7 protein-coding genes, 2 pseudogenes and 1 riboswitch are annotated in these 11,947 nt (G+C 53.7%); of the genes and pseudogenes, 7 read left to right on the plus strand and 2 right to left on the minus strand.

Going from position 1 to position 11,947, the window contains the following annotated elements:
* The first annotated feature begins 123 nt into the window (after window positions 1-123).
* The 5 genes from JCM25354_RS11880 (at window position 124) to JCM25354_RS22665 (ending at window position 8,315) form a co-directional block, all read left to right on the plus strand.
* A complete protein-coding gene (locus tag JCM25354_RS11880) occupies window positions 124-1,056 on the plus strand; it encodes a LysR family transcriptional regulator (protein ID WP_025886177.1) in 933 nt (310 codons plus the stop codon).
* Window positions 1,057-1,339: 283 nt separating this feature from the next.
* Window positions 1,340-3,610, plus strand: coding sequence for a TonB-dependent receptor (locus JCM25354_RS18620; RefSeq protein ID WP_243444050.1), 2,271 nt, complete (start codon window positions 1,340-1,342; stop codon window positions 3,608-3,610).
* Window positions 3,611-3,628: 18 nt separating this feature from the next.
* Entirely contained in the window at window positions 3,629-5,647 is a 2,019-nt protein-coding gene (locus tag JCM25354_RS11890) for a phosphocholine-specific phospholipase C (protein ID WP_025886178.1), read from the plus strand.
* Between the two features lie 173 nt (window positions 5,648-5,820).
* Window positions 5,821-6,021, plus strand: a riboswitch (cobalamin riboswitch).
* Window positions 6,022-6,303: 282 nt separating this feature from the next.
* Window positions 6,304-7,431, plus strand: a complete 1,128-nt coding sequence (locus JCM25354_RS22660; RefSeq protein WP_051537382.1) for a TonB-dependent receptor plug domain-containing protein — start codon at window positions 6,304-6,306, stop codon at window positions 7,429-7,431.
* Window positions 7,428-8,315, plus strand: a complete 888-nt coding sequence (locus JCM25354_RS22665) for a TonB-dependent receptor (RefSeq protein ID WP_051537383.1) — start codon at window positions 7,428-7,430, stop codon at window positions 8,313-8,315. The genes JCM25354_RS22660 and JCM25354_RS22665 overlap by 4 nt, the downstream gene beginning before the upstream one ends.
* A 114-nt stretch (window positions 8,316-8,429) precedes the next feature.
* On the opposite strand, the gene JCM25354_RS11900 is transcribed toward JCM25354_RS22665, so the two are convergent.
* On the minus strand, window positions 8,430-9,104 hold the full coding sequence (locus JCM25354_RS11900; protein ID WP_159103494.1) for a M48 family metallopeptidase: 675 nt from the start codon (window positions 9,102-9,104) through the stop codon (window positions 8,430-8,432).
* 339 nt (window positions 9,105-9,443) lie between these two features.
* Here JCM25354_RS11900 and JCM25354_RS18630 point away from each other — a divergent pair.
* Window positions 9,444-10,660, plus strand: a pseudogene (locus tag JCM25354_RS18630) (cation:proton antiporter).
* A gap of 143 nt (window positions 10,661-10,803) precedes the next feature.
* Here the strand turns inward: JCM25354_RS18630 and JCM25354_RS11910 are convergent.
* Window positions 10,804-11,643 (minus strand): MBL fold metallo-hydrolase, encoded by an 840-nt coding sequence (locus JCM25354_RS11910; protein ID WP_025886180.1) that lies wholly within the window; start codon window positions 11,641-11,643, stop codon window positions 10,804-10,806.
* A gap of 85 nt (window positions 11,644-11,728) precedes the next feature.
* Between JCM25354_RS11910 and JCM25354_RS22670 the strand changes: the two are divergent.
* A pseudogene (locus JCM25354_RS22670) lies at window positions 11,729-11,947 on the plus strand (hypothetical protein); the annotation flags it as partial.

The raw sequence follows: 11,947 nt of genomic DNA on the forward strand, positions 1-11,947 counted from the left end.
CCTCCAGATTTCGGGCGGCATCTTTCTGGTACGGTCGATGCCCTGCACACAGCAGCCATCTAGTCCGGGTTAACATTACATGTCATTAATGTAATCTATACCGAACAGGTATGGATCTGAAGAATGATTGAACTGCGTCTCCTGAGAACATTTCTTGCCGTGGCGAATGAAGGTAACATCAGTAAGGCCGCAAGCCTGCTCGGCATGGCACAACCCCCCGTAACGAGACAGATCGCCGCTCTTGAGACCGCACTCGGCGCACGTCTTTTTGAACGATTACCCAGAGGGGTGCGCCTGACAGATGCGGGGATGGCCATGGCAAAGGAGGCACAGACCTTGCTTGATCACCATGACGCCATGCTGGACAAGGTCGCACGTACCTCAAGAGGCGAACTCGGTCACCTCGCCGTCGGCTTTACGCCATCGGCCATCAGCCATTCTATGGTCGCCCCCATGCTTCGGGCTTTTCAGCAGACATGGCCGGGTGCCGAGCTGACATTTCGTGAAAACAATACGAGCCCGCTTCTGTCGGAGGTTGCCACCGGCCGACTGGATGTTGCCTTTGTCAGAACACCTGGTGAATTGCCTCTGGGCGTGAAAACCGAACTGCTTTTCGACGAGCCCATGATCGTGGCCTTCCCCCGCGATCATGTCCTTGCCACCACATCGGCAGATCAAGCCGTCTCTCTGGCGATGCTGAAGGACGCCGATTTCGTCATGTACCGGAATCCGCATAACCCGGGATTTCATGCCAGAGTACTGGAAGCATGCCGGGTCGAGGGGTATGAACCCCGTGAGGCACATGTCGTGCCGCAAATGATCTCAGCCCTCAATCTGATTGAAGCGGGTATGGGTCTTTCCGTTTTTCCTGCCTCAATGGCCCGGTTTACAAGCGATCAGAGTGCTATTCGCCCGCTTGCCCCCATCCATGGTCTGACCGCCCCGCTTCTTATCGCTTTCACACGGTTACCTATGGGCCAGTGCAAGAAGAATTTTATCACGCTTGCGCGCAATCTCATCCGACAGGCACCAGGATCGCATTATCCTGTTTTATAAAACGTACAAGAAACAATTTCCACTATGCCATAAAAGACAATTATGTGACTACGAAATGACTGTTTTGTTTCAGTAACTATTTAATAAAATCATAATACAGTCTGCTGCCTTATGCCGATATTGACGGACCGTCATTCGTTCACGAAAAAACGGCCTCTTCGATGAAATTCAGACACAGTCTCGTTCTTTCTGCCAGCCTTTCGGCATTGGTCATTGCTGCGCAATTACCAAAGACGCGTATGCCCAGGAAGTTCCTGCCGCTCCGGTGCCCGGTTCAGCTCCTGTGCATCAGAAACAGAAATCAGCGACAAAAGGCCCATCCAGCCGGGGCAGTAAGCCCCGTTCAAGGGAAATAGAAAGCAAGTCCCCTGAGTCGATCATTGTTCTTGGTGCCGGTCAGGCGCGTGAGACCCAGACTATCTCGCGCACGGCGATACAGGAATACACACCGGGAACCAGCCCCTTCAAGGCACTCTCGAAACTGCCAGGCGTGATGTTTACCTCGTCCGATCCACTCGGTTCCTATGAATGGTCACAGCAGATCATCATTCGCGGGTTTGATCAGAGCCGTCTCGGCTTTACCTTTGATGGCGTGCCACTCGGCAATCTGGCCTATGGCAACGATAACGGCCTTTCGATCGGACGCGCTCTCCAGACAGAGAATAATGGGCCTGCCACACTGACCCAGGGCGCGGGTGCCGTAGGCGTTGCCGCCTCGAATGACCTCGGCGGCGCGCTGCAATTCACCTCTATTGATCCCTCCGATAAATTCGGGGCGGATGTGAGTGGTACCATTGGTTCGGCCTCGACGTGGCGTACCTTTGCCCGCATCAATAGCGGCTTGCTCAAGACTGGCGGGAAGTTCTACGTCTCATACAACCATCAGGACGCTAACAAGTGGAAGGGCGACGGCGTTCAGAGACAGGATCAGGCCAATGCCAAATTCGTCCAGCCGCTGGGCGAACATCTCAAGCTCACGGTATTCGGTGACTGGTCCAAGCGCGCCGAAAACGACTATCAGGATCTGTCCCTCTCCCAGATCAGGAACTACGGCTACAATCTCGACAATATCACCGGCAATTATGCACTGGCGAAGCAGATCGCCTATGCCTACCAGAATAGCACGGCCTTTCCCAAAGGGATCCAGAACCAAGACACAGTCTATTATAATGCGGGTGGTCTGCGCGAAGACGCGCTGGGTTACGGCAAGCTCGATTTCCGGGTCAATAACCGGCTCTCTGGTTATGTCATGGGCTATGGACACACCAATTCGGGCGAAGGCGTCTGGGTAACACCCTATACAGCCACCCCGGCCCAGCTAGGCGGCTCGCCACTCTCGACCCGTACAACCGAGTATGACATCCATCGTGCCGGTTTCATTGGCAGCCTGACGTACAAGATCGCCAACCACGCCATCGAAGGTGGCTTCTGGTTCGAAAACAACAATTTCAATCAGGCGCGCCGCTTCTACCCGCTCGCGCTGGACGGCTCACCGTCTTCGACCCACTGGTACAAGAACAATGCTTTCGCAACACAGTGGCAGAGCGCCTTCAATACCAAGACCTATCAGGTGCATCTGGGCGACACCTGGAAAATCACGCCGAAACTCAAGGTCAATTACGGATTCAAATCGCTGATTGTCGACAATACGGCACGCGCCATGGACGGCAGTTATCTCGGCACGGCAGTTCCAACAGCCTATCCGTCAGGGTCGCTTAATGCCTCGAACGGTTTCCTGCCACAGGTTGGCGCGAATTACCGCTTCAACCATAATCACGAGATCTTCCTTGATTACAGCCGCAACATGGCGGCCTTTGACAGCGCCCAGACTTCGGGGCCGTTCTCGACCACTGTGGCAGGCTTCCAGGCGCTTCAGGGACGCCTGAAGCCTGAAATGTCGAATACCGAAGAACTTGGCTATCGTTACCATACCAAGACTTTCCAGGCGACGGTAACCGGCTACTATGTACAGTTCGAAAACCGCCTTCTCTCGGTCACGCAGGGCGTAGGCATTCAGGGAAATGCCTCTGTACTTTCGAATGTCGGTGGGGTGATTTCACGCGGCATCGATACAGCCGTGAACTGGCAGTTCGCCCCGAACTGGTCGATTTTCGCCTCCTACGCTTTCAACAACTCGTTTTATCAGGACGACGTGATGGCGAATGGTACGGTCTCTGCTGCCATCAAGGGCAAGAATGTGGTCGGCATGCCGCGCAATCTCGCCAACCTGCAGGTAGGCTATGATGACGGTCAGATCTGGGGCAATGTCCTCATGCAGATCCAGGATCGTCGTTATTACACCTATACCAATGACGCGTACGTTCCGGCAAATGACGTCTTCAACCTGAATGTCGGTTACCGCTTCAAGAGCCAGAATTTCTGGCTGCGCGGCCTGGATACGCAGATCAACGTCACCAACCTCTTCGACAAACGCTATATCGCAACGGTCGGGAGCAACGGCTTTATCAATTCGGATCCGTCCAGGACATTCCAGACGTTGCAGGCGGCTGCACCACGCATGGTCTTCTTCACGATCCGCAAGCACTTCAACTAAGAAAACGGAGCAACCGTCATGAAACCCAGCCGTCGGCATTTCCTCGGTCTTGGTGCTGCTACTCTGGCTGGGGCCATGCTCCCTGAAAATCTGAGACAGGCACTGGCTATTCCTGCCCATCGTGAAACGGGCACAATCATGGATGTAAAACACGTCGTGATCCTGATGCAGGAAAACCGTGCTTTTGATCATTACTTCGGCTCTCTGCGTGGCGTACGTGGATATGGTGACCCGCACGCCGAAATTCAGGCTGATGGCAGCTCGGTTTTCGCACAGAAGGACGGAAACGGCCGCGCTATCTGGCCATTTCTTTTCGACACCGTTCACACATCAGCAGCCTGTCTGAAAAGTCTCGATCATAGCTGGAAAGGCACACAGGCAGCGTGGAACGAATGGGATAGCTGGGTGCCCCATAAAACACCCATGACCATGGGCTATTTCACCCGCAAGGAAATACCGTATTACTATGCGCTGGCAGACGCATTCACCATCTGTGACGCCTATCATGCCTCACTCTTCGGGCCGACCAACCCGAACCGCCTCTATTTCTTCACCGGTACGAGCGGGCTTTCGGTCGGTGCAACTGGCAAACAGGCTGTCGATAATGTCGATGACGGCAACTGGTCGGCCGACATGGCGCATGACAATCCCAAATTCATCCCGTTTGACTGGACGACCTATCCCGAACGATTGCAGGAAGCCGGGGTAAGCTGGAAATTCTACCAGGAATACGACAATTTCGGTGATAACCCCCTCGCCTCGTTCCGCCAGTTCCGTAATCTCGACCATAAGGACTGGCGCTATCAGAACGCCCGCTCCATTGTTCCCGGTTCGAACAAGGAGAACATGCACGAACTTGAAGGCCGCTATCTGCTCGATGCGTTCGAGCATGACATTACCAGTGGCACCCTGCCTCAAGTCTCCTGGATTGTACCCCCGGCTGCCTTGTCAGAACACCCTGAAGCACCGCCCGGATTTGGCGAACATCTGATCTCGAAGCTGATCGATATCTTTGTCCGTCACCCCGAGACCTGGGCGAAAACCGTCTTCATCCTCAATTACGACGAGAATGACGGCTTCTTTGACCACGTGCCGCCACCGGTACCATCACTGGCCAATCAGGGAGGTCAGACAGTCCCGACAACAGGCGAGGATTATCATGGTGAACCCGTGGGGCTTGGCCCGCGTGTGCCTGCCCTGATCATTTCGCCCTGGACAAAAGGCGGCTGGGTCAATTCGCAGGTTTTCGACCATACTTCGGTGATCCGGTTTCTGGAGAAGCGGTTTGGTGTCATGTGTCCGACCATCACACCCTGGAGACGCGCTGTTTGCGGCGATCTCACTTCAGCTTTTGATTTCGAAAATCCCGATGCCGCATGGACTGCCGAGCTTCCCAATACCGATGACTACCTACCGCAGACACGCCTGTCCTGCGCTCACCCACCCCCGCTCGTACCGGAAAAAGGGAGCCTGCCAGTACAGGAAGCAGGACAGAGACCAAGCCGTGCCCTGCCCTATCGTTTCGATGTCGAAGTCCGTCCCGATGAGCCTGCAAAACTCCGCTTCATCAATACCGGAACTCAGGGTGTGGTGTTCCGTATCCGCCAGACCGGCAAGGCCAGCGAGCATCTCACCGTTGCAGCAGGGCAATCCAGCGCGTTTCCCTGCATAAGCAGGGGCATCGTTGAAGTTTATGGACCAGATGGCTTCTACCGTTTTTTCCGACCAGAAACCGGCATCGGTTTTTCTCTTGAGACACCTCTCAAGACATCAAGGCTAGTTCTCTCCTGTACTGCGCCATCAGCCGTCAAAGCGCAGGTTCTGAATCATTATAGCGGGAAGATTGATGAACAAGTCATCGACAGGAACCCGGGCCTTTTTGAAATCAGCAATCTCACTACCAGCCATCACTGGTATCATCTCGAACTGAAAGATGAATCAGGAAAAACCCTCCTTGCACTTGCAGGCCATGTACAGACCGGCCAACCAAGCCACTCTGATCCGCACATGGGTCAGGCACCACCTGCGCGCAGATAATGTCTGCTCGTCGGTGACAGGTGCGCGACATAAAACAGGCCGGAATCCATTTTTTGGGCGGAGAGTATTAGCGCAGCGTGCCACCGGGGTAAGGAATGAACCGTTGCTGCCTCATGGTGTAACAAATATGATGAGATTGATCCCTGTCGTGAATTGACAGAGCAGATACTGACGCTAGGGTCGCGGGCGATGGTTCCCGCCTGCCGGGATGAAAAGGGAACATGGTCCAAGGCCATGACTGCCCCCGCAACTGTAGGTGTCGAGAATGATAACGCGGGTCATACCGACCCAGCCACTGGATTATCCCTCCGGGAAGGCCTGTTATCAGTCAGTGACGCACAAGTCAGGAGACCTGCCATCACGCATGGTCACGGACGAGAACCAACGGGCGGGGTGTCCCGAAGGTGGCAGGTGCAAACCCGCCCATCGTAGTGATGTGAAACCGGGATAGATCCACCATCATGCGCCCTTTGCGCCCCTTCAGATCGCTTCTCCTTGCAGGGTTGCCCCTTCTCTCTTTCTCTCAGGCAGCCGCACAGGACCAGAACACGGCCGATGAATACATTACAGCCCACGGCCAGAGCACCGCTGAATGCCCGACCGGCCATTGGCGGTAAACTCGGCTGAGTCTGCAACATAACCCCGCATCGATCGCCGTGATCGACCGGAAGATCATATCCCAGCGCGGCTATGCCCAGGCCGAGCAGGCTGCTGACGCGGCCCCCGGGGTAACGTCAGGCGGCTCACCAGGCAATCCGGCGCAACTCATGATGCGTGGCTTCAGCGGGAACCAGATCCTTATCCTACGCGACGGCTTCTATTTCGGTCCTACGACCATGGTCAACCGCCCGCTCAATGCCTTTAATCTTGAAGCGGTCGAAGTACTCAAAGGCCCTTCTTCCGTTCTCTATGGGCAAGGCGCCGTGGGCGGCACGGTCGATATGCGGACACGTAGTCCCGATCCTGATCATGCCCATCTGGATACGTTGGTATCCTACGGCAGCTTCAACAGCTGGAACGCCGGAATAGGCGGTTCCATTCCGTTATCTCCCAGTCTTGCACTACGCAGCGACTTCAGCCGCACCTCGTCAGACGGTTACGTGAAGGGCGCCAATCCCCATAGCAACGACTGGACGACAACCCTCCTTTGGCATCCGGTCAGGAATTTCTCTGTGCGGCTGGGGATGGATTACCTGACAGACGAACTCTCGACCTATTACGGTGCGCCCCTCATCCCCGGCACTGCCGTTCAGGATGCAACTGGCGGGCTTCTCCACTCGTCAAACGGTCTCGTCATCAGCAAGTCATCCCTTTGGCGCAACTACAATGTCGCCAATCCGCGCGCCAGTTCGGTCAACGCCACTCCGACCCTGCATATTAACTGGATCCTCAACGATCGCATCACCCTCCATGACAAGGCTTATTTCACCTATGCAAAAAGACGATGGGACAATGCAGAAACCTACAGCTATGTCTCAGGTCTGAACGCTGTTGATGCTCATGGGAACCAGATCCTGCCTGGACGAATTGGCCGGGACCGCTTCTATGTCTATCAAAACCAGCATCAGGTCGGTGATACAGTCGATGCCCGGTTCGACAGCAGACTGTTCGGGCTGAAAAACCGTCTGGTGATTGGCGGAGACGCTATTACATACGGTTTATCCGCAATCGTGGTTTTCCCGATGCCAGTTATGCCGATAGTGTCTCACTGGTCAGCCCTGAGCGCGGAGTTCTGGGTGCCTTCGAGGGTGAGTACCCCTACCGGAAATCTCCGACAACCATGATCGATGCAGGCATGTTCCTCGAAGACATGCTCTCGCTCACACCCAAACTTCGTCTGGTCGGTGGCTTTCGCTATGACTGGCTTTCTCTCGACAGGCAGAATTACAACCAGAGTGGTCAGTTCAGTACCTCTACAAGCTTCAAGGGTCATTATAATCCTGCCAATTTCCGCCTGGGGCCGGTTTACGATCTTTTCCCTTCAGTAAGCCTTTACGGCGTCTATACGACAGCGGAAGATCCGCCAGGTTCCAATCTGTTCATCGCCAATCGGGGTCAGTTCAGCGGCCTGAGTCATTCACGCCAAGGTGAAATCGGTATCAAGGCCAAAACGTTCTCCGGGCATGTCATTGCCACACTCTCGCTTTTCGATATCCGCCGTACCAGAATTCTGGTTCAGACTGGCCAGGACACCATATCAACAGCCGGAAGCCAGCACTCACGTGGCGTTGAGGCGCAAATAGACTGGCATCTGAACAAATATTGGTATTTCTCGAGTAATGTTGCATATACAGACGCGCATTACGGTACTTTCTATCCAGATGCCACAATCAACGCCTCTGGTAATCAGATACCAAACATCCCTGCAGTAACAGCCAATCTCTGGGCAGTATGGTCTTCTGCATTTGACCTGCCTGTCGATCTGGGTACAGGCATGCGCTATGTTTCGGCACGTAAAGGCGATTTCGCCAATACGCTCTCACTCAAGGATTATGCCTTGGTGAACGTCTTTACAGCATGGCATATCCGCAAAAACTTCACGCTTTATGGCCGCATTGACAACATCGGCAACAAGCATTTTGTCCAGTGGGCTGACACGAGTTATCCATCCGAAGTCCTGATTGGTGCGCCGCGATCATTCTCGGTCAGCATGCAGGCTGGATTTTAATCCCAATAGAACGCAGGACAATATGACTTACCTCAGGGGCAGAAAACCTCTCCGCCCCTGAGACCGTACACGGTAGAACTTCTGAACTGGCGGTTGTCGAGCCAGTTCATCCTGTTACGCACGCGGCTCTTTACCTTCGGGAAAAAGAGAAATCAGCCGATTTACACGACGTGTCATTCTCGGATGAGTCATCAGGATCTCGCGACAGAAACCGGCAAAACCGGGCACATGCCTCTCCTGTGCGACAAAAGCAGCGGGATTCATGCTGTGATTCAGCCTTTTTGCGCCACAAGCAATCATCTGCAACGCAGTCTGTGCATCTCTCTTGTTGTCGACCAGTGACGCACCGACAGCGTCACAGCTGTATTCGCGCGCGCGGGAATAAGCCGGATAAAGAAAGGGAACGAAGCTTGCCGGCATACGCACAAACTCCTTGAGCGAGTTAAGATGACCCAGAACATGATGGGCAATCTCATGGCCCATCACGAACCGGAGCTGTGCATCCTCTTCGGCTTCAACGATCGCGGAGGTCAGCAGAACATAGCGCCCTCGCGAAAGACGCAAGGCAAGCGCATTCATTACGCCATGAGAATTATAGATAAATGCTTGAGGAATCTCAGATAACCCCAGTTTCTGGCTCACTTCTACGAAAACCGTATAAAGTTCTGGAAACTGCTCATCAGTCAGAGCAACCATATTGCCAAACATATGCGCCCGAAACAATGCTGCAAGAAATTTGAGTAAAACCCAGGCTATAACGCCATAGATAACAGCGAAAATCAGGAACACGATTCCGCGCGGCTGAATAAGAAAGCTCAGGATCAGCAATAGCCATATCATAGCCCCGATGACAGTCAGAGCTGCACCGTAACGACCCTCTTTCGGATGCCTGTATATTTTTATATCTGGTGCATGATTGCCCCTGTCAGAAAATTTCCACTATCAGTCATGTATATTAAATATTGAGTCAATATATGTCGTAATTATTCAATATCTATATTTAATGTGTTTCTGATCAGAAAGAAAACTGCTGAGCAGTATAGGGCACTGGTCCATGGTTTCTGACGCCTGGTTTGCGCTCCCATCCACAACCAAGCTATCCTGAGGCAAAACATCGGAAGGGTGGGTATGAACGATCTGACTGCGGTCCTGGCAGATATTGGTATTTTTGTCTGCGTCCCCTGGATGCTGTGGCGCCTGCTTGGACGTATCATACCCATTGCCGTTATACCGATCCTGATTGGTATCATGGCAGCTGTATGGCATCTGCCACTGCAGAAAATCGGTATCCCGTCCTTTTATGGTGATACGATCGGGTGGATTGCCGTACTTGTTCTGGCCTTCACCGCCGGCATGGAAATGTGGCAGCATCCGGAAGGAGAACCCTCAGCAAATACCCTTCCCAAACCGGGCCTGCTTCGCTTGCTGGGTGGCGCCGCTATCGCCCTCGGCGGTCCGTTTCTGATTGGTTCCCTGCTTGTCTATTTCTTCTTTCTGCCTCTTCCCGGATGGCATGCACCTTCCGTAACACCTTTTATCGCTGCGGCCTCCATCGGTCTTTGCATCGCTGTCAGCGCACTTCCCGTACTCATCGGCATTGTCCGTGAGCTTCCTGTTGCAGACAAACCCATCGGCCAGCTTGCTCTGAAACTCGCTGTTATTGATGACGCCACATTATGGATCGGTCTGGCCGTTTTACAGATTGCCGCAGAACGTCAGGCTGCCATGCATAGCTGGGGAGTAAGGGAAGCAGGCGCAGTGATTCTACTGATACTTCTGGCTGCCGGTGGATCATTGGCATCCCGACACTTTCGAAATCCGCCACGCTTTCTGGTCTGGGCTGTCGTTCCACTTTATCTGAGCCTGGGTTCCTGGGCGAGCATGACGCTCGGGTTGCATGAACTGATCGGGGCTTATTTCGCCGGGGCGTTCATGCCACCTTCATGGGTGAGACGTCTGCCCTTCGAGCTATCTCGACCTCTGCACTCGTATGGGTAGCCCCGCTCTTCTTCGGCCATAGCGGCCTGCATATCAATGGTGATGCCCTCACCTGGCCTTCAGTGCTGGCTTCTCTTTCACTTGTGGCCATTTCGATCGTGGTCAAAATGGGTTCAATATACATCTTTCCGCCCTCCCAGGGTCTGTCACGTCGTCAGACACTCGGCTTGGGAGCCTTGCTGCAGTGTAAAGGACTGATGGAGATTGTGGCTGCAACCATTCTGCACGAACAGGGTATGTTGTCAGAATTTGCCTTTGCCTCCCTGATGGTCCTGGCCGTCATTTCTACCCTCCTGACTGGGCCTTTGTTTCACTGGCTCAAACCAAAAACGACCTCTCCTGCCTGAAAGAGAGGTCGCTTCTCAAAACCATAAACTATATCGGAATTACCGATTTTTCGCAGTATTTGACACGCTGAGACAAATGTAACTCCTGAATATTGGGGCATCAGGAGAGAGATTTTGAAAACAATATTTCTTCTCTCCCTGTATCAGCCCTCATAGACAAGGCTATACTGCTGATTTTTTCGTTCAATGCGTCCAAAACCATCTTTGCGGAGATGCATTCCAGCAATCAGCACCCGTTCAGAACTAACGAGGTCGAGCAGCCGTGCTCGTGTCTCAGCTGCAAGGCTCGGGTCCAGGTCGAAAGCAATTGACACATCAGGGCGTGGGATCTGGATCTCTGGGAAATGAACGATGTCCCCCCAGATCAGAAGGCTTCGACCATCGGATTCAACACGATAGCCGGTATGCCCCGCCGTATGTCCCGGAAGAGGCACGGCTGTCAGGCCGGGGGATACCTCGCCACCTTCAAAAAGACGTAACCTGTTCCGGTAATTCTCGAATATCTGACGCGCCATGAAAAAGTTCCCACGCGCCCGCTCACTTGCGCGGCTCAGATTGCCATCATCCTGCCAGAACTCGATTTCTCGCCTGTGGACGACAAGCTCGGCATTCGGAAAGACGACCTCCCCGTTTTTATCCAAAAGCCCAGCAACATGATCTGGATGAGCATGCGTCAGCAGAATTGTGTCGACCCCAGAAAACTGCACTCCGGCCTGCGGAAGATTGGACGCCAAAAGACCTCCCCATTGCCTGAAACCACCAGCCCCGGCGTCAATCAGGACCGTGCGACCACCTCCGCGTACCAGAAAGCAGTTTATATGAATGGAGGAGGTATCCTTCACCCCCGCTTCATCTTCCATCCGCGCGGCATCCGAGGGCTCGATATTCGAGAGGAGATCAAGACTGGCGCTCAGAGTGCCGTCGCTGATCGCCGTGACTGTGAAATCTCCGACCTGCTGGGAGGGGAATTGTGTAGTCGGCATTATTCTTTCCTGAGTTCTCTGCCTAGCGGTCATTCAGTTACGGGCGTGAATGTCTCTGGTCGGATATCAAAGGCAAAGATTACGGATGGAAAAGTCCATGTTGCGCTTAATGCTGTCACCGATCTCCTCCATGAATTCTCCTACGAAAGAAGCTGTTCGAAACAATGCCAGCAAAATTGAACGTCGGCAAAGACCGGATATCCACGACCGTGTCGGACAGCTTTTACCGAACGGAGAGCGTTATTACGCTCAAGATCACGAGGCACTCGACCGCTTGGAACGAGACAGTCAGGTGCTGAGTTTT

It is taken from the genome of Asaia prunellae JCM 25354 (assembly GCF_000613885.1).
In the GTDB taxonomy this organism is placed as follows: Bacteria; Pseudomonadota; Alphaproteobacteria; order Acetobacterales; family Acetobacteraceae; genus Asaia; species Asaia prunellae.

What these genes read in the sequence shown, in the direction of transcription:
- JCM25354_RS11910 (WP_025886180.1), bottom strand. Translation starts at nt 11,643, where the DNA reads ATGCCGACTACACAATTCCCCTCCCAGCAGGTCGGAGATTTCACAGTC.
- JCM25354_RS11890 (WP_025886178.1), top strand. Translation starts at nt 3,629, where the DNA reads ATGAAACCCAGCCGTCGGCATTTCCTCGGTCTTGGTGCTGCTACTCTG.
- JCM25354_RS11880 (WP_025886177.1), top strand. Translation starts at nt 124, where the DNA reads ATGATTGAACTGCGTCTCCTGAGAACATTTCTTGCCGTGGCGAATGAA.
- JCM25354_RS22665 (WP_051537383.1), top strand. Translation starts at nt 7,428, where the DNA reads ATGATCGATGCAGGCATGTTCCTCGAAGACATGCTCTCGCTCACACCC.